Annotated in this window: 12 protein-coding genes; 6 read left to right on the top strand and 6 right to left on the bottom strand. The window is 63.5% G+C overall.

Features of this window, described 5'->3' with window-relative positions:
* Nucleotides 1–217: 217 nt before the first annotated feature.
* Both IRI77_RS12270 and purH read right to left on the bottom strand, forming a co-directional pair.
* Nucleotides 218–1,456 (bottom strand): helix-turn-helix domain-containing protein, encoded by a 1,239-nt coding sequence (locus IRI77_RS12270; protein WP_194452340.1) that lies wholly within the window; start codon nucleotides 1,454–1,456, stop codon nucleotides 218–220.
* Between the two features lie 194 nt (nucleotides 1,457–1,650).
* Entirely contained in the window at nucleotides 1,651–3,207 is a 1,557-nt protein-coding gene (gene purH, locus IRI77_RS12265; RefSeq protein WP_194452339.1) for a bifunctional phosphoribosylaminoimidazolecarboxamide formyltransferase/IMP cyclohydrolase, read from the bottom strand.
* Nucleotides 3,208–3,252: 45 nt separating this feature from the next.
* Between purH and IRI77_RS12260 the strand changes: the two genes are divergently transcribed.
* The 3 genes from IRI77_RS12260 (at nucleotide 3,253) to IRI77_RS12250 (ending at nucleotide 5,740) form a co-directional block, all read left to right on the top strand.
* Complete coding sequence (locus IRI77_RS12260) at nucleotides 3,253–4,260, top strand: isocitrate dehydrogenase (NAD(+)) (RefSeq protein ID WP_194452338.1); 1,008 nt, start codon at nucleotides 3,253–3,255, stop codon at nucleotides 4,258–4,260.
* Between the two features lie 35 nt (nucleotides 4,261–4,295).
* Nucleotides 4,296–4,667: a hypothetical protein gene (locus IRI77_RS12255; protein WP_194452337.1), complete on the top strand. Its 372-nt coding sequence runs from the start codon at nucleotides 4,296–4,298 to the stop codon at nucleotides 4,665–4,667.
* 182 nt (nucleotides 4,668–4,849) lie between these two features.
* Nucleotides 4,850–5,740 carry an ice-binding family protein gene (locus tag IRI77_RS12250; RefSeq protein ID WP_194452336.1) on the top strand — a complete coding sequence of 297 codons (891 nt, stop codon included), beginning with the start codon at nucleotides 4,850–4,852 and terminating at the stop codon, nucleotides 5,738–5,740.
* Nucleotides 5,741–5,923: 183 nt separating this feature from the next.
* Here IRI77_RS12250 and IRI77_RS12245 read toward each other — a convergent pair whose 3' ends face one another.
* Complete coding sequence (locus IRI77_RS12245; protein WP_194452335.1) at nucleotides 5,924–8,560, bottom strand: serine/threonine-protein kinase; 2,637 nt, start codon at nucleotides 8,558–8,560, stop codon at nucleotides 5,924–5,926.
* Nucleotides 8,561–8,660: 100 nt separating this feature from the next.
* Between IRI77_RS12245 and IRI77_RS12240 the strand changes: the two genes are divergently transcribed.
* Both IRI77_RS12240 and IRI77_RS12235 read left to right on the top strand, forming a co-directional pair.
* On the top strand, nucleotides 8,661–9,179 hold the full coding sequence (locus IRI77_RS12240; RefSeq protein WP_194452334.1) for an ECF-type sigma factor: 519 nt from the start codon (nucleotides 8,661–8,663) through the stop codon (nucleotides 9,177–9,179).
* 506 nt (nucleotides 9,180–9,685) lie between these two features.
* A complete protein-coding gene (locus IRI77_RS12235) occupies nucleotides 9,686–10,264 on the top strand; it encodes a hypothetical protein (RefSeq protein ID WP_228486709.1) in 579 nt (192 codons plus the stop codon).
* Between the two features lie 107 nt (nucleotides 10,265–10,371).
* Here the strand turns inward: IRI77_RS12235 and IRI77_RS12230 are convergent, their stop codons facing one another.
* Nucleotides 10,372–11,214: a hypothetical protein gene (locus tag IRI77_RS12230; RefSeq protein ID WP_194452333.1), complete on the bottom strand. Its 843-nt coding sequence runs from the start codon at nucleotides 11,212–11,214 to the stop codon at nucleotides 10,372–10,374.
* Between the two features lie 531 nt (nucleotides 11,215–11,745).
* Between IRI77_RS12230 and ltrA the strand changes: the two genes are divergently transcribed.
* On the top strand, nucleotides 11,746–13,191 hold the full coding sequence (gene ltrA / locus IRI77_RS12225) for a group II intron reverse transcriptase/maturase (RefSeq protein ID WP_228486824.1): 1,446 nt from the start codon (nucleotides 11,746–11,748) through the stop codon (nucleotides 13,189–13,191).
* 101 nt (nucleotides 13,192–13,292) lie between these two features.
* Here the strand turns inward: ltrA and IRI77_RS12220 are convergent, their stop codons facing one another.
* Both IRI77_RS12220 and IRI77_RS12215 read right to left on the bottom strand, forming a co-directional pair.
* Nucleotides 13,293–17,426 (bottom strand): ABC transporter permease, encoded by a 4,134-nt coding sequence (locus IRI77_RS12220; protein ID WP_194452332.1) that lies wholly within the window; start codon nucleotides 17,424–17,426, stop codon nucleotides 13,293–13,295.
* Complete coding sequence (locus IRI77_RS12215; RefSeq protein ID WP_194452331.1) at nucleotides 17,423–18,187, bottom strand: ABC transporter ATP-binding protein; 765 nt, start codon at nucleotides 18,185–18,187, stop codon at nucleotides 17,423–17,425. The genes IRI77_RS12220 and IRI77_RS12215 overlap by 4 nt, the downstream gene beginning before the upstream one ends.
* Nucleotides 18,188–18,223 lie beyond the last annotated feature (36 nt).

Below are 18,223 nucleotides of genomic sequence, written 5' to 3'. Positions count from 1 at the left end.
ATTCACGCCGGCGGCGGGACTCGGATCACTCCGCTCCCTCGATGTACCCCTGCCTGACGGAAGCAAGTCTTCCACCTCCATGGGCCGAGTCTAGGCGTCCTCGGATGGGCACCGGAAGTCAGAACCTGTTGCAACGCTGTTGTTATCCCGTTGCAACACGTTGCATGGACGTTACAAGTTTGATAATAAAAGGGTTGCCAGAAATCGAGAGGCTCAGTTACGCCCCCGCCGGAGAGTCTTTCCGGCGATACAGAATACATAGCTTGGGGTCCAATGGAGCCCCTCCGCGAATCCGGAATTCAAAGAGAGCCTCAAAGGATGGCACGGGCTTTCCTGGCGCCACACCCAGCTTTTGAAGAATCTCAGCTAGGATGGTGGGGTTGCACATCGCGGCCGCCACGCCCTCCGTCCCCAACGTCCTGACTCCCGCCAGAACCAGGATCCGCTTATCCGGCGTCACGCCTCTCGTCAAAGCCGCGATCGCAAACTCCGTGCCGTTCTCCTGATCTTCGCTCGCGACGTAGTAGCGCGCCTCGTTCGGTCCCGGTTGCTCATTCTGCACGGCTCCGGGCGATCCAATCGGGCCCTGCGACTCCGGCTTGAGATTGAACTTCTCCAGCTTCGGCAGTTGCGCCATCGGCTCGTTCTGCTCCTGGCCGCCAACAAAGATGAGATCGCTCGACTCGGCGTCATCCCAGGTGAACAACTGCGCCCGCTTCACCCTCGCGTCTACACCCAACCGGCTGAGTTGGCGGGAGATGTCGCGGACTGCCATCACCTCCCCCGAACCGCTGTACAAGTCGTTGACAGGTCCATCGGAGGGGCGTGCGAAGGCCGGCAGCTTCAGTCCAGTGGCCGTCGTGCCGTGAAACGCCGGATTCGAGTACACGACAATCGGCGGATCCGGTTCCAGGAACTCGTGCCAGAAAGTAGTGAGCTGCCACGGGAGGTCAGGTTGCGTACTCCGCCGGCCGAACCAGAACCCGCCCGCTGCGCCGGCGATCGCCGCCAGCGCCGCCGCCAGCACCGTCCGCCGCGTCGGCGAAGCGGGTTTTTCCGCCGTGTCCTGTTCGCCATGCCCGTTGCCATTGCCATTGCCGTTTCCGTTCGAGTGGCCGTTGTGCCGGTAGCTGCCCGAAACAAAATAAGCACCTTTGGGAATGGAGATGATGACCGGATCCGCCGCACCTTCCTGGGTGTAATACTCCGCCAGTTTGCTGCGTAATCGGCTGGCAACCACCCGCACCGTGGAATCGCTGCGCGGGTCATAATCATCCCCGCGGCCCAGCGCATTCGTGGCGATCTCAAATTCCTTCACCGATTTGCCCGGCTGCTCTACCCCATGCGTAGCGAGGTATAGCAGCACGTTCCGCATCGGATCGGACGTGGAGAAGCCCGGGTCGGCCAGGATTCGCTTTACTTGGGCAAGTACCTCTTCGGGAGCCGGACCGTCCATGAATAGTTCAGACGCTACTCTTAGGTGCCCGGTAACAGCTTTCGACACCACGAGAAAAACGGCGTTGGCCCTGGTCATTGGGCGCAACGCCGTTGATTGCCAGCACTTAGCAGAAAAGTGGCTAATTGATTAGCTCGAAATAGCCAGTCGTTTGAGCGCGAATCCTGGAGGTCCGCTACGCCATGAGCCCCGGATTAGTGGCGGAAATGCCTTACACCCGTAAACACCATGGCGATGCCCAGGCGGTTCGCCGCCGCAATCACGTCGGCGTCCCTGACAGATCCGCCCGGCTGGATGATGGCCGTGGCGCCATTCGCCACCGCCCCTTCCGGACCGTCGGCGAACGGGAAGAACGCGTCGGAAGCCACCACGCACCCGGCCAATGGAAGTACAGACTTGCGAGCCCCGATCTCCACCGAGAACACACGGCTCATCTGTCCAGCGCCGGAACTCAGTAACTGCCCGGCATTGGCATAAACGATCGCGTTCGACTTTACGTGCTTACACACCTTCCAGCCGAATTTCAGCGCGACCCATTCGGCCTCGGTGGGCTGCCGTTCCGTCACCACACGCGCGGTGGCGGGATCGAATGTGGCCAAGTCTGGAGACTGGGCCAGGAATCCGCCCGTAATGGACTTCACCACCAGTTCGTCCGGCACTCCGCCGTCCACCGTGACCAGCCGCAGGTTCTTCTTGGCGGTCAGGATGGAAAGCGCCTTCTCGCTATAGCCCGGCGCCGCGATGGCTTCGACAAACAGGCTGGAGACCTCCAACGCCGTTTCTTCGTCCAGCGTCCGGTTGAAGGCCAGCACGCCGCCGTAAGCGGACACCGGATCCGCTTCGTATGCCTTCCTGTAGGCTTCCACCAGCGTGGCTTGCTCGGCGCAGCCGCAGGGGTTCGTGTGCTTGATGATGGCCGCGGCCGGCTCGGAGAATTCGCAGATCAGTTGCCACGCGGCGTCCAGGTCCACCAGGTTGTTGTAGGAAAGCTCCTTGCCGTGCAGTTGCTTGCAGCCCGCGATGCCCGTGGTCCCGGAAGCATACAGGGCGGCCGCCTGATGCGGATTCTCGCCATACCGCAGAGCCTGGCGCCGCGGCATATGAATGTTCAACACGGGCGGCGTGGATTCGTTCTCATCCGACCAGTTGTCCTCGACGACATCGATCGAGGCCAGCCGCGCCGTGATGGCGGCATCATATCTGGCCGTGGTCGCATAGGCCTTCCGCGCCAGGTTCCAGTGCGTCTTCTTGGACAGTACACCCGCATTTGCGCTGAGCTCGGCCAGGATGGGTTCGTAATCGTCCGCGGCGGTGACCACGGCCACATCCTCGAAGTTCTTCGCGGCGGCGCGAATCATGGTCGGCCCGCCGATATCGATGTTCTCGATCAGCTCCTCGACCGGTGCCCCTTGCTTCGCTGCAACCTTCTCGAATTCATACAGATTCACAACGACCATGTCGATCGTCGCGATCTCGTGCTCGGCCAGCGCCGCCATGTGTTCCGGCACCGACCTGCGGGCCAGAATCCCGGCGGCCACTCGCGGGTGAATCGTCTTCACCCGCCCATCCAGCATCTCGGGAAAACCGGTGACCTCGCTGACGTCCCTGACGGCTAAGCCGCCGTCACGCAGCATCTTAGCGGTGCCGCCGGTGGAAATGAGCTCACAGCCCAGAGCGGCCAGCCCCTTCGCGAAGGGCAGGAGTCCAGACTTGTCGGTGACACTGAGGAGTACACGTTTGACTGCGGGCATAAACGTCTATTCTCCCACTATCGGCGGCATTGCTACCATGTTGACGTGGCCTACAAAATCACTCTGATCCCCGGCGATGGCATCGGGCCGGAAGTTGCCGATGCGACCGTGCGAGTGCTGGAAGCGACAGGTGTCGCGATCGATTGGGAGAAGGTCGAGCTTTCGGCCTCGATCATCGAGAAGTCCGGCACCAGCCTGCCTCCGCACGTGTTGGAGTCGATCGAACGCACAGGCATCGCCCTGAAGGGGCCTGTCACCACACCCATCGCGGGCGGCTTCAAGAGCGTCAACGTAGCCATCCGCAAGCAGTTGGACCTGTTTGCCAACGTTCGCCCCGTCTTCACGCTGCCCGGCCTCAAGACGCGTTTCCAGGATGTCAACATCGACATGGTGATCTTCCGTGAAAACACGGAAGACCTTTACTCGGGCCTCGAGCACGAGGTCGTCAAGGACGTCGTCGAGAGCCTCAAGATCATCACGCGCTACGCGTCCATCCGCATCGCGCGCTACGCCTTCGAATACTCCAAGAAGAATGGCCGCCGCAAGATCACAGCGGTCCACAAGGCGAACATCATGAAGCTGTCGGATGGCCTGTTCATCCGCTGCTGCCGTGAAATCGCCACCGAGTATCCCGAAATCGCCTACAACGAACTCATCGTCGATAACGCGTCGATGCAGTTGGTGATGCGGCCCGAAACGTTCGATGTGTTGCTGCTGCCGAACCTCTACGGCGACATCGTGTCCGATCTCGCGGCCGGCCTGGTGGGCGGCCTCGGCGTGGTCCCCGGCGCCAATATGGGCGAGAATCACGCGGTCTTTGAAGCGGTGCACGGCTCCGCGCCGGACATCGCCGGTCACGGCATCGCCAACCCCACGGCACTCATGTCTTCCTCGATCCTCATGTTGCGCCATCTTGGCGAGGGCGCCGCGGCGGACCGGTTGCAGAGGGCACTCGCCAAGACCTTCCGCGAGGGAACGCATCTGACGCGGGACCTGGGCGGCTCCTGCGGCACTAACGACTTCACAGACTCTGTGATTCACAACCTGGATTAAACCGGCCGGCGGGCCAGTCCGGCAAAGGAGCCTCCATGAAACTCGCCGCTCTCGCGGTGGCCTTCTCCCTGTCGCCAGGGTTTGCCCAGACGCTGAAGCGGCCTCCGTTGCCGCCCAAACCCCCGCTCACCGTGGAGCACCTGGATACGTCGCCCTGGCCGGGCGGCCTGAATGGAGTCACCTGGGCGACGGCCAGCCGGTGGGAATACGCGATGATGATCGCCGAAGCCGGCAAGCCCACCCAGATCTTCCCTCCGCGTGCCGTCGAACCCATCAGCGGCGGCCTGCTGGTGGAGGAGTTGAATCGGGCGGGTATGGTGGGCTGGGAAGTGGTCGGGACTTCCACGCTGAAGCCCGGACAGCTCACCATCCTGCTCAAGCGGCCCCTTGTGGTGGCGGCTCCGTAATCAACGTCTCTTCCTGTGTAGTTTGTGGCGGAAGTCCCGCTGGCTGCGCGACTTCTGCCGCGGGCTGTTTCGCCTGCCCACCAGCCTGTCGGTGGGCCGCCCCTGCGCGCGACTGCAGGCACGGCGGATTCTGGCCAGGGCGCTCCGGATGGCATGGCCATCGGATTGCCAGTTCTGAGATTATGCAATTCCCGTTTACCCGCCCTGCGGCCAAATTGGCAGGCATTCTGCCGATCGCCGCACTGCTGCTTTGTCCATACGTCGCCAGTGGCGCCCCTATCCTGGGATCCGCCCAGACCTTCGCTGTTTTTGGCTACGCCGGGGTGACCAACGCCCATGTCGCGCCCAATGCGAATACACTGATCTCGGGAGATCTGGGCGTTTCGATTTCTCTTGCCGCTATCACGGGCTTTCCGCCCGGTACTTTGACCGATGGGGCTATGCTGGGTCCGGGTTCGTCAGCGGACCAGGCCTTGGCCGATGCCAACTCAGCGGCGGGTTATCTGCTGGGCCTCTCTATGACGAGCGATCTCTCGCTCAGCGATCTGGGCAACCGGACGCTGACCGCGGGTGTGTACCATATGTCGGATCCGACGGCGTTGCTGACTGGCAAGCTGGTGCTGGATGCGGAGGGCGATCCCAATGCTCACTTCGTCTTCCAGTTGGATCATGCCCTGACGACCGCCGCCGCCTCTGAGGTCCAGGTGATCCATGGTGGTCCCGGGACCCAGGTCTACTGGGTGCTGGGCTCGAGCGCGACCTTGGGTGCTGGATCGGCGTTTGCTGGCAATATCCTGGCCTACGCGAGTGTCAGTCTGGGCGCAAATGCTCACCTGATGGGCGGCCGGGTTTTTGCCCGGTCGGGAGCGGTAACGCTGATTGATAACTTCATCGCCAGCGATTCGGCCAGCCAGGATTTCGGCAGCTATGGCTTCAGCGGACGAGCCCCGCTTGCCGAGATTCCGGAACCAGGCACCGCATCCCTGCTGCTGTTCGGTTTGACCGCCAGCGCGCTGTTGCGGCCAAGGTCGGGACTGATGAATCTGCTCAGGCGACTCAAGTCGCGGGTGTGACCGCAATTCGTCGAATGACGTCCTGTGGTCTGATTTGCGTTTGGCCGTGATTCCGTTTGTGCCGTGACGCCGGTGGGGCAGGCCATCGGCGCACTCAGAACTCGCGGGCCCTCAAATCGTGACAGGATTGCCCGGCTGCCCACCACGGGAAGCGGTCTTGCAGGGCCGTCAGCAACTCTCCGGCTAGCGCCCCGCCTTCGCGGCTTCGAGTTGCCGCATCACGAACGCGTTCTTCGGGAGCCTCACAAGCCATGACTGCCAGAGCGCTTGGCGCTCCGCGTCCAGCGCGGAGGCCTTGCCGGCCTGTCCGGCGAGCCTGTGGATGCGGGCTGCACTCCGGTAGAGATTGGACATCTCCACGGCCTCCGGCAGATTCGATGCCGGTTTCGGCCTCGAGGCCATCACCCGCTCCAGTAGTTCCTGGTAGATCTCGGCGCCACGCCGGGCGTTGCCCGTCCTGGATTCATACTCTGCCCGCGCCTGCAGTCCCTGCACCGCCTCTGAGCCCAGTTCGATCGTCTCCGCGGGATACTGCTTCAACGTGCTCAGTTGGCCAAAGGCAGCATCCAGACGTTGGCGCGCCTCGGCGTTCTGTCCGAGTTCCAGCAGCGGAAAGACGGATGCCGCCAGGGTGCTGGCCATATTCCGGCGCCAGCCCGCATTCTCGGTCGTGCCCTCCAGACGCTTCAGCGCGTCGTTGTACAGTCCTAATGCTCGGCGCGGATCCGAATGCCGCACGATGTCCGCCAGCCTGGCTTCCGCGAAATAGGCACGGTGTCCACTGAGAAAATCCTTCGGATCGCGCCTGGCAAATTCGTCCGCGATGGTGAACGCGCGCGTCAGGCTGGCCTCGGCCTCCCTGGGCCGGTCCAGGCTGATGGCGTCGGCTTCTCCCAGGATTTGGCCTTCCCTCACCAGCGCCAGGGAGAGCGTCAGCAAACGGCCTGGGCGCTTCTCCTGCGTACCCGGATCCAGGATCCTGACCGACTCCCGAATCGCCTGGAGCGCCTGGTCGAGTTCCCCACGCTCCCGGTGAATTAAGGCCACAATCATCAGCGTGGCGCCGGTCTGGCTCGGCCAGTTTGTTGCTTTCGCGAAGTCGATGGTGCTGGCGCAGAGCTGCAGGGCCTCGTCCTGTTGTCCTGCCAGACGGTACCGGTTCGCGACGTTGATCCCGGTAATGATTGCCTGCTGTGCTTCCAGCCGTTCCGGCAAGGCGCCCGCCCGCGCCAAACCCAGATAGCGCTTGAGGGCCCCAGCCGACCTTCGGGCGAGCTGCAATGCTTCCTCGTCACGGCCTCCGTCCCCGGCCAGGATCATCCGGTCGTGCGCTATCTGGGCCGATCGCAGAATGGCCACGCGACTCTGTGGCCGCGCCGCCAGCACCGCCTGGATCAACTCCTCGGCCTTGCGTTCGTTCTGCTCGGACTTGTCCGTCTGCCCCAGGTTCGCCGAGATGCTGACGCCCTGCACCCGCGCCACGCGCATGTAGGCCGTGGCCACCTCCAGGCTCAATTCAGGATCCATCCGCGCATCCACGCTCACGCGCCGCAGATACTCCAGCGCCATGTCCACAATCAGCTGCCTGGCCTTTGCGCCGCCCGCCAGTTGCGCGACTTCCACATCGACATCCAGCAGCTTCCCGGCCAGTTGGCGCACATCCTGGAAACGCCGCTCCGCGATCGCTCGCTCCCGGTTGGCGAAGTAGACCCCCGCGGAGAGACTGGCCACCACCGCCGCCGTGGCCGCCACCGGCACCCAGTAGCGGCGCAGGAAGCGCCGGGTGCGATACCAGATGTCACCCGATCGGGCCTGCACCGGCCTCCACGCCAGCACCGCCCTGATGTCGCCCGCCATTTCATCCACCGAACTGTAGCGCTCCTCCGGCTCCGTGCGCAGTGCCTTGCGCAGGACGAAATCCAAATCCTTGGGGACCTCCGGGTTGATCCGGCTGGGCGCTGCCAGCGCGGCCGCCTCGCCTGTCTGGTGGTTTCTGGGTGGCGCCACGCCCGTGAGCAGTTTGTACAGCACGGCGCCCAGGGAATACACGTCGGTCGCCGTCGTCTGCGCTTCGCCCGCGAACTGTTCCGGACTCGCGTAGTTCGGTGTCAGCAACCGCTCGATCGTCTGTGTCGCTTCGCCAGTCTCGTCCACCAGCCGGGCGATCCCGAAATCCAGCAACTTCGGTGAACCCGCCGGAGTCACCAGAATATTGGAAGGCTTCAGGTCGCGATGGATGATCAGCCGCCGGTGCGCGTGCGAGACGCCCTCGCACACCTTCAGGAAAAGCCTCAGCCGTTGCTCCACCCTGATCCCGGCTGTATACACATCGATCGGAACTCCGTCTACGTACTCCATCACGAGATACGGACGTCCGTCCGTCGTATGGCCCGCGTCCACCACATGGACAATGGAGGGGTGCTGGAGCGACGCCAGCAGTTGCCGTTCCCTCAGGAACCGGTCGTGCCACTCCTGCCGTTGGAACTGGCGCAGCAGCTTCACCGCGACTGTCTGATGGATCTCCCCGTCGGCTCGCTCGGCCAGGTAGACCACACCCATGCCGCCGGCGCCAATCGGCTTCAACAGGCGGTACGGCCCACAATGGCTTGGGTCGCCGCCCTCCGCGTTGCGCAGCCACTCCCCCGCGGCTGCCGCGACCACGCCGGTAAGGTCGTCAAAACTTTCCGACTCGTAACTCAGCAGCGACACAACTTCCGCCCTCAGTTCGGCGGAAATCTCTCGAGTCCGGAAGACCTTTTCCCGCTCCCGAGGCGTCAGTCCAACCAGCTCGTGAAACAGCTCTCGCAGTTCGTGATTCATTGCGCGTCCAGGAGTGAGCCAGCTTGAGGAGATACAGTAGAGAGTTGTACGATTAAGGATACGTCATCTGGCTTGCCTCGGAAGCATGGAAGGCCTTCCCGTGAGTAGCGATAATGCTTTAAGCGAATTCGTTGATCTGCTGTACGGAGAGCTGCACCGCATCGCGTCGGCGAAGCTGCGGGGCGAGCGCGCGGGCCACACCTTGCAGCCCACTGCGTTGATAAACGAGGTGTACGTAAAACTCGTTGCCGGGCAGGAGCGTCATTTCGAGGACCGCGCCCATTTCCTGGCCGTGGCGTCCCGCGTGATGCGCCAGGTGCTGGTGGATTATGCACGCGCGCGAGCGGCCCACAAGCGCGCCAGCGATGCGGTTCCCTTGACCACCGGACTGGCCGTAGCCAGCAATGGCGGTGTGGAGCCCGTCGACCTGCTGCACTTGAACCGCGCGCTGGAACAACTGGCGCAAGAGGACGCGTCCCTGGCCCAGTTGATCGAAATGCGCTACTTCGGGGGCATGACGGCGGAGGAAACGGCCCAAGCCACGGGGCAATCCGTCCATGTCGTGCGTCACGATCTCCGCCTGGCGCAGGCCTGGCTCCGCCGCAGTCTCGCGCAATAGCCGTGTTGCGGCGCATTTGGCGGAAGTCCGCCCCATCGGGTGCCCGCCGCGGCACCCAAGCATCCGTCAATGTCATCCGACTCTCCATCTTCCCTGTTCAATAAGCGAGATCCGGAAGCAGAATTGGCAAGCCAATCGAACCAGGCCGCTACGAACCCCGACCGTTAAGGAGGGGGCCCCGCCGCGTTGGTCCATTCGGGGACATAGGTGCGAACCGCGACTGGCAACGAGCGGGCCACGGTCACCCACGCATCTTCAACGGACCGGGCCAAGGTAACCGCGCCCACTCTCTTCAGCCCGGCTCCTGGCCCGCCACCGAGGTCACTGCAACTCGACTTTCCTTCGATCGAGCCCCGCCCAGGCGCCACCAAAATCAAGCTCACATTTTTTCTCAGAAACTCCGCTAATTCTTCGCGGGCCTCTCGCTTGCATGAGTGGGGAGGCTGGCAAGGCTGGCTCAAAGGCGCCCCCAAAGCCTCCATATCTCTATTCAAGGAAAAACCATAATGAGGAAATTGAGAACTTTTATCTGCAGCGCAACGACGCGCCAGATGGTGCTGGCGCTGGCGCCCGCGCTGCTCGGGTCAGTCGCCCTCTTCGCCGCCACCGACGACATGGGCGGCATGCACGCAGGCCACAACGTCAAAGTGTCCGCCAAATTGGTGGATATCGTACGCCTGGCCACCCGGCCCTTCCTTGACGTCAACGCCACCGCCGGCGCCGGCTACATGCCCGCCTTCGGCTGTGTCAGCGGTCCCGATCACGGAGCCATGGGCATCCACTACATCAACGGCGATCTGGTCGGCGACGGCGAGGTCGACGCCACCAGGCCCGAAGCGCTCATCTACGAACCGTCCAGCGGCGGCATGCGTCTGGTTGGCGTCGAGTTTATCGTCGACGCCGCCACGTGGATGAAGAATCACACCAGCCCCCCGATGCTGGAAGGCCAGGCGTTTCAATTCGTGAACAGCCCCAACCGCTACGGCATCCCAGCCTTCTTTGAACTCCACGTCTGGGCCTGGCGCGACAACCCCAACGGCGCTTTCGTCGACTGGAACAATAAAGTGAGCTGCGAAGGCCAGTAGCCCGCAACAGGGCGGCTACTCACGCGATAGCGCCAGGCCCGCCAGTCATGGCAGGTATGGTGGCTCGGAGGAGTTCGCGTGGGTAGCCCCTCTGCCCGGTGCCCGGATCACGGCCGTTCCGCTCGCGCCTGGATCGCATGCAGCAGGCCCCACCGGATCATCCCGCTGCCCGGATAAACCAGCGCCCAGTAGCGGGCCATCGTGCGCTGGGCCGCTTCGTCGGTGGCGGCGATCCGAGTCTCCGTAATCAACCGCGTCCGTCCGCCGCCGGCATCCTCCATCAGGAAATTCGCGGCGACTTTGACCTGCCCGGGCGGCCTCCAGCTTCGAAACTCCTCCGCTGTCACCCGCACGGGCTTGTTGTTCCAAGGTTGGCCCGCGAGTCCAAAGACAAACTCATGCGGCGTATCGTCCAAAGTGAAGAAACCGGACTCTGGCCGCTTCACCACATCGAGCACCGGCATCGGGGCCGCCCCAGCCTGTGCGGGAGCCTGCCGCCGCGGGCCGCCCATCACGAACCCGCGGATTCGTCCGAGCGTCTGCATTGCGCCGATATCCGAAAAAGTGACCTGGCGCAGCGCCTCTCGTACGCGTTCAACGGGCGCATTCACCACGAGTTCATGACGTTCCTGGAAGTGATACGCAGGCAGGAAGGCATCGATCCGGCTCGTCGGAGAAGGCGTATCGTAGGCGCTGAGAGGCCAAAACATGCCAGCCGCGAGGAGCACAGCGCCCACACCGGCTCCGGCTGCCAGGCTGTGGAGACGCCGGGCGAAGCCCAGCCATCGCGCGGGCACGAGAATCGAGAAAAGTCCGCAGGCAAAGGTCACCAGTCCGGAGTAAACCAGGACGGAAGGCCACTGCAGCCGCCCCATTGAACTCATCAAAAGCAATCCGCCAGCCGCAACCACAATCACGGCCGCCGCGCGATACCACTGCGCTCGAGTCATAGATTCTTCCGCTTCACCCCCGAGTATAGGAGGTTCCAGCACTCTCCGGAACCAACCGCAGGGAATCCGCCGGAGTCCGCCGTGTGCCGGTGGAGTCACTGACTTCCGTGCTCGAGCAAGCCAGTCTGTCCGAGCGCCGGGATAAACCGGCATGCAGTAGGGAATGCAAGAGTCCTACAGGAAGGGAGTAGCGAACCACCTGGCCTCGAGTCTTGCGGGGCGCGTCGCGAGGCGCGGACCGAAGCGTAGACAGAGGGATCAGTGGGCTGGGTATTGAGCTTCGAGAATGACCCTCTGGGATGCCGACCCTGTGGACAGAAGGGGAAGGCCATGCCGGAGCGGGCGCAAATCGCGAGTCCGTCTCCGGATCCCACGTAGTCGCAGACCCCAGGCACGCTGAGAAACTGCATGCACGAGAACCGGGAGACCTCATCGCCGGCTGCACGGCATCGGAGCAGTCCGGCCGGGAAAGGCGATAGCCACGAGACCGGCGTGAACGGCGGTGAGGAGTCGGATGGTGTCGTAGTACCGATGAAACCTTCGAACAAAGCGACGGAGCAACAGGCTGAAGCGGCGGAGAGGGTGGAGGGAAGGACGCCAACCAAGGAGAACACCGGGCAGGACCACATACCACCGGCACAGGACGGGTACGGTGTGTCACAGGGCCTGGCTGGTGTGCGCAAAGTGGCGAAGGGGAGGAAACAGGAACAGTTCACCACGCTGCTGCACCATCTGACCATCGATCTGCTGAGGCAAAGCTATCTGCAACTGCAGAAGAAAGCGGCACCGGGCGTGGATGGGACGACGTGGCAGCAGTACGGAGAGGGACTGGAGGAGCGGCTCGCCGATCTGAAGGACCGGATCCATCGTGGAACGTACCGGGCACAACCCTCAAGACGGATCTACATTCCGAAGGCCGACGGGCGGCAGCGTCCAATCGGCATCGCAGCCGTGGAGGACAAAGTCGTCCAACAGGCGGTGGTGATCATCCTCAACGAGATTTACGAGGAGGACTTTCGGGGATTCAGCTACGGGTTCCGGCCAGGGCGGAGCCCACACATGGCGCTGGATGCGCTGAGTGTGGGGATTCTGCGGAAGAAGGTGAACTGGATTTTGGACGCCGACATTCAGGGCTTTTTCGACCGGATGAGCCACGAATGGACGATGAAGTTTGTGCAACACCGGGTCGCCGATAAGCGCATTCTGCGCCTGATCCAGAAATGGTTGAAGGCGGGAGTAAGCGAGGACGGCGAGTGGTCGGAGACGGCAGTGGGTACTCCGCAAGGTTCGGTGATTTCACCGCTGCTGGCGAACGTGTATCTGCACTATGTCTTTGACTTGTGGGTAGAGGCCTGGCGGAAGAAGGCAGCGACCGGCGAGATGATCGTGGTCCGCTACGCCGACGATCTCGTGGTGGGGTTTGAGCATCGGACGGAAGCCGAGCAATTTCTCAGGCAGTTTGAGGAGCGGCTGGCAAAGTTTGGGCTGGAACTCCATAAGGAGAAAACGAGGCTGATCGAGTTTGGCAGGTTTGCTCAGGCGAACCGGCGACAACGGGGGGAGGGCGAACCAGAGAGCTTCGCGTTCCTGGGCTTCACGCATCGCTGCGGGCGGTCCAGTCGCGGCCACTATACGATCTGGCGGCAGACGGTGAGGAAGCGGCTGGAAGCGAAGCTGCAGCAAATCAAGCAGACGCTTCGAGCGCGGATGCACGAGCCGGTGCCGCACGTCGGCGAGTGGCTGGAGCGTGTAGTCGAAGGGTTCAACCAATACCACGCGGTCCCGGGCAACTGGGCGAGCCTGCACCGGTTTCGCGAACGAATCGGGCGCCTGTGGTGGCACGTTCTGAAACGGCGCAGCCAAAAAGGCCGACTGGGCGCAGACCGGATGACTCGACTCTTCCAACGCTGGTTGCCCCGGCCCCGGTTGTACCATCCCTATCCCGAGGTTCGCTTTGACGACAGGCATCCGAGGTAGGAGCCGTATGCGGTAATACCGCCCGTACGGATCTGTGCGGGGGGCAGCCAGTGATGGCCGTCCCTACCGCGACTCGCCAGTCATCTACCGCCCCCTCGCCCTCACTCCAGCCGCAACACCTCCTGCGGGTCGACCCGGCAAGCTCGGTTCGTGGGCCCGAACGAAGCCGCCAGGATGGCCAGCAGCATCACCGCCAGACTCGTCCCGTAACCCACTACATCGTGCAGGTTGATCATCACATCGATCTCCGACGCGACGTAGCGCAAAGCGCCCGCCGCCAGGATGGTCCCGCAGGCCAGCCCCGCCGCGGCCAGGCGTCCCGAATACCCGAGGATGAAGGAGGCTATCTGACCATTCGTGGCGCCCAGGGCCATGCGGATCCCAATCTCCCTGGTTCGCTGGCTGACGAGATAGGACATCACTCCGTAGAGTCCGGAGACGGACAGAAGCAGGGCGATGAGGCCCAGCAACGCGGACAGCCACGAAGCGGCCTGTTGGGGATAGACCTCCCAATCCAGCGTCTCCTGCAGCGCGACGACCCGGGCGCCGTGCGCGGAGCCTGGCGCGCGGCCAAGGGCCTGCGCCAACTGCCGCCGGGTATGTTCAGCCGGCCCCTGGCCGCGCACCACCACCAGCGTGCCGGTCCGCAGCACGTCGGGAAAGTGAATGCAGGCCCGCGGCGCGGCGTCCTTCGCTTTGGACACCACATCCGCGCTCACACCGATCACCATCGCCTCCCGGAATGGCGGCATCCGCGAATTGTCCAGCTGGTCCGGCTCAATCCGGATGGTTTTGCCCAGCGGGTCTTCTCCCGGCCAAAGTTGTTTAGCTGACAGTTCGCTGACCACCACCACCGGTGCGCGGTTCTCCGCCTCCACCCGGCTGAACGCACGTCCGCGAACAATGGGGATGCGCAGCAGCCGGAAGCCCTCGCTGGAAATCCGGTTCAGATAGACCCTCTGCCAACCCGGTTGCGAGGCATCGCGCACCTGGATCGTATCCATGTCGTTCAACGGCCGCCCCATGAAGGCGAGCGTGTCGATCCAGGGTTCCTTGTCGAGAATGGCAAGCAGTTGACGGGCGTCCTCCACGCTCTGATTGGCGACGCCGAACACGCCCTCTGCCAGATAGCCGCGATCGATGAGCGTCATCTGCCGGGCGCCGCGCAGCAGAACGCTTGCGGTGACCATCAACATCACGCAGGCTGAGATCTGGCCCACAACGAGCGCGTCGCGGAGCCGGGACACACGCAGGCTGGCCAGTTCGCCCCTCAGTGCGGTAGCCACTGCGATTCGGGTCGCCTGTGCAGCCGGCGCCAGGGCGAACAGGACAGTGGTCAATATCGACACCAGGAGCATGTAGAAGAAAACGTGTCCGTCGAGCGCAAGTTCCGGGATCCGAATGCGGAACAGGATCGTGGGCGGAGCCGTCGCATAAATCAGCTGCAGCAGGAAATGGAGGGCCACCCGGGCGAGCATCAGCCCGGCGGCCGAGGCGGCCGCTGCCGTAATCAGGCTCTCTGTCAGGAGTTGCCGCACCAGACGTCCGCGGCCTGCTCCCAGGGAAAGCCGCACACCGAACTCGCGCTGGCGCGCCATGGCCCGGGAAAGCATCAGATTGGCTGCATTCGCACAGGGGATCAGCATGGTGAGGCCGAACGCGATGAGCAGGGGCAGCGAGTAGGTGAGCGCCGTCCAGGTGACGGGGATGTCCAGTTCGTCGAGCTTGGCGCGGGAAATGTGATCCCATTCGGGGCGGCCCGCTGTGAGTCTCCGCGCGTAAGCGGTCAGCATCGCCTCGGCCTGCTGCGAACTCACCTCCGTCCGCAGGCGCGCAACCACGCCGCGCGCGGGCACCTCAGCCAGGCCGGATAGCCGGTTCCAGGCCTCAATGGGGATCCAGAAATCGGGCGCGCCCACTCCATAGCGGGCGAGCTTCGGATCCGCCACTTCGACCGTGCCCACCGGGGCTCCGGTGAATCCCGGGACCGTCACCCCGATCACTTCGAACGGGACTCCCTTGATCGACAGCCGTCGACCGAGGATACCGTGATCGCTTCCGAAGCGGCTCTTCCAGGCCGCATGGCTGAGTACCAGCACGGGTTCCTGCTCGCCGGCCTGAAACGGGTGGCCTAGCTGCGTGCCCGCCCCTAACAACGACAGGTAGTTTGCGCTCACCATGCCGGCGCGAGCGGGCTGCCCGCCCAGTCCGACGCCCTCCACCGTGCTGACGGCCACGCCAGAGAACGCCCCAATATGCTGTGCGACCGATTCGACATCGCGCAAAGACAGGTGGACCGTTGAGCCGTAGCGGGTCTCGAATTCCGCCGAGACCAGGCTGGCGGGATCCCGGACGGCCAGCGGCTTTAGCAGGAAGGCATTGAATACAGTGAAGAAGGTGGCGTTCAAGCCCAGGCCGAGACTCAGGGTGAGCACGGCGGCCAGGGCAAAACCCGGGCTCCTGCCCACTGAGCGCAGCCCGAAGCGGAGATCTCTTGGCAGGTCGCGCAGCCACTCCAGCACCCGGCCCGCGCGCGTCTCGCCCTCACCCAATGCCCGCACCAGGGGCGCTTCCGGACCTCCGCTCGTATAGTCGGCCCATTCCCGGTGGAACTCCTCCTGGGCGAGCGTTGTGCCCTCATCACTGAGGCTGAAGGCTTCGAGTTCGGGATCCAGCCGCTCCTCATAGCGCAGGGGCGACAGGCCCCAGCGGCTAAGGCGTGCGCGCCGCAGGCTCCACCACACCACGACTTCGATCGCCAGCAATACAAGAAATCCGAAAGGATTGATTGCGCTGTGATACACGATCCACGTAATTGGCGCCAGCAGCAGCGCCATGCCGGCGTAGCTCGCGCAGGCGAGGATCAATGGCCGCTTACCGGGCAGGTAGGAACAGGTGAACGGCATCTTGCGCCAGTCGCGAAAGAGGTACTCGAAGCAGGCGGCAGCCAGAAAGCACATGATGACCGGCCAGGCTACTACGGTAAACAACCCTTCCGCGCGAACGAGTAGGATGGCGGCCGCAATGCCGATGGGGGCCGCGGCGCAGGCGAGGACGAAGCGCTCCACCGCTCTCAGCCAGGCACGGCGACCGTCGCGGTCAGTTATCTGGAAGATCCAATTCGATCGCAGATCCGCGGGCAGGGAAAAGAGGTAGCGCAGCCCAACCAGGATGAAGAGAGTGAGAGTCAGGGCGCAGGCCGTCATCACCATTCCTCCAGCGCCCTTCTCTGGTCCGGTGGCATCCGCAACGTCGGCGGCGGACTTTGCCATCCAGGCAATGGCCACGGCCGAATATGCGATGCCCGCCAGCCGGTGGATGCGGCTGCGGTACATGGTCTTGCAGATAAAGAAGAGAGCCGCCTGCTCGCGCGGGTCAGGCACGCAGAGATCCAGCAGGCGAACCAGGAGATCGAACTGTCGCGGCGCCCGCACGCGTGGTGCTTCCAGCAGTAAGCTGCGATAGCGCTGGAAACTGATCAGAAAGGCGGCCACTGCCAGGCCCGGAGCGATAAATGCCGCCGGATACAGCTGCCCGGTAGAGATCCCTAAACCGCCATACACCGCCGCCGCGGGTCCGGCCGCCAGAGGGAAGCCTGCGATGGAGATCGCGGCGAGGGCGGCCTGCAGCCAGTTCGTCACACGCTCAAAGATCCGGGCGGGCAGCAGGTTGAGCAGCACGCCCTGCAGCGCGACAGGTGTAAAGAACGCCACGGTGCAGGCCGCGGCCAGGACCACGAAACTGTGGACGGCTCCGGCCCCCGCGACGATGTGGAAGACGAGGGCCGCCGGCAAAGTGAGCAGCAGCACAAATGCGCCGTAAACGATAACCACGGCCGAGAATTTCGCCACAAAGAGATCGGCGAAGCTCACTGGGCGGGCGGCCAGCGCCAGGCAGTCGAGCAAACTGGGGTAGAACGATTGCCAGAGCGCCGCCACCAGCAAGGTGGTGATGCACACGGCCAGGCAGGTCAGCGCGTTTAAGTCGGCCGCCATCTCCGCCGGGATCCTCTGCAGCTGTCCGCTGCCGGTGAGCTGGTTGTATTTGAGCAGCAGCGTTGCGAACAGCAGAATCCAACTGGAAGCGAGAATTGCCAGCGCCCCGGCGGCGGTGCGGGTCCAGTCGCCTGAGGAGCCGGTGAGGTCGCTGTCAAAGAAGCGCGGCAGAAAATGACGCAGCAGTTCAAAACGCGGCCCGTGCGTCTCGGCGAACCAGTCGCGCCAATTCTGTCTCATCGCGCCACCGTCTCCAGGATGCGTTGAGCGATCGAATCCGTATCCTCGGCCCGCGTGAGCTGGGCGAAAACGCCTTCAAGCGAGGCCTGGGCCATCAGCAGTCGTAGATTGGCCACGGAATCATGGGCGGCGACCTCACCCTTCCGCAGGATCAGTACGGAGGTGGCTACCTTTTCCACCACCTCCAGAACGTGTGAACTGTACAGCACGATCTTCTTGCGCTCGGCCAGGGCGCGCAGCAGGCTGCGCAGGATCATCGCCGCGCCGACGTCGAGACCTGAAAACGGTTCGTCCAGGATCAGGAGTTCCGGGTCGTGCAGGAGCGCCGACGAAAGCAGGATCTTCTGCCGCATTCCCTTGGAGTAGGATGCCAGCAGCGAGTGGCGCTCCTCCCAAAGTCCGAACAGGTTCAGCAGTTCGTCCGCCTTGGAGTCGAGGACATTGCGCCGCATGCCCTGCAATCGTCCGGAGAGCCGCAGGTATTCGCGCCCTGAAAGATGAGGGTACAGATGGGCTTCTTCGGCGACGTAGCCGATGCGCCGCTGGAACGCCCTCATGTCGCGAACCACGTTCACACCCTGGAACAGGATCTCCCCTTCGGAAGGCTCAATGAGGCCGATCAGCATCTTGACCGTGGTGCTCTTGCCGGCCCCGTTCGGTCCCAGATACCCCAGGATTTCTCCCGGCCCAACCCGAAAACTGACCCGGTTCACGACGGGCACTCCGGCGTAACGTTTGGTGAGAGCGCGAATCTCCAGCATGGCCCCATTAGACGCCGGCAGGCTGTCGCTCGTTCC

The organism is Paludibaculum fermentans (assembly GCF_015277775.1).
GTDB classification, from domain to species: Bacteria; Acidobacteriota; Terriglobia; order Bryobacterales; family Bryobacteraceae; genus Paludibaculum; species Paludibaculum fermentans.
This window is presented reverse-complemented; position numbering and strand designations above follow the sequence as displayed.

Bases quoted from the DNA above. Each gene is read 5' to 3' on its own strand.
- IRI77_RS12270 (WP_194452340.1), bottom strand. From the start codon at position 1,456: ATGGACGGTCCGGCTCCCGAAGAGGTACTTGCCCAAGTAAAGCGAATC.
- purH (WP_194452339.1), bottom strand. From the start codon at position 3,207: ATGCCCGCAGTCAAACGTGTACTCCTCAGTGTCACCGACAAGTCTGGA.
- IRI77_RS12255 (WP_194452337.1), top strand. From the start codon at position 4,296: ATGAAACTCGCCGCTCTCGCGGTGGCCTTCTCCCTGTCGCCAGGGTTT.
- IRI77_RS12250 (WP_194452336.1), top strand. From the start codon at position 4,850: ATGCAATTCCCGTTTACCCGCCCTGCGGCCAAATTGGCAGGCATTCTG.
- IRI77_RS12245 (WP_194452335.1), bottom strand. From the start codon at position 8,560: ATGAATCACGAACTGCGAGAGCTGTTTCACGAGCTGGTTGGACTGACG.
- IRI77_RS12235 (WP_228486709.1), top strand. From the start codon at position 9,686: ATGAGGAAATTGAGAACTTTTATCTGCAGCGCAACGACGCGCCAGATG.
- IRI77_RS12230 (WP_194452333.1), bottom strand. From the start codon at position 11,214: ATGACTCGAGCGCAGTGGTATCGCGCGGCGGCCGTGATTGTGGTTGCG.
- ltrA (WP_228486824.1), top strand. From the start codon at position 11,746: ATGAAACCTTCGAACAAAGCGACGGAGCAACAGGCTGAAGCGGCGGAG.
- IRI77_RS12220 (WP_194452332.1), bottom strand. From the start codon at position 17,426: ATGAGACAGAATTGGCGCGACTGGTTCGCCGAGACGCACGGGCCGCGT.
- IRI77_RS12215 (WP_194452331.1), bottom strand. From the start codon at position 18,187: ATGCTGGAGATTCGCGCTCTCACCAAACGTTACGCCGGAGTGCCCGTC.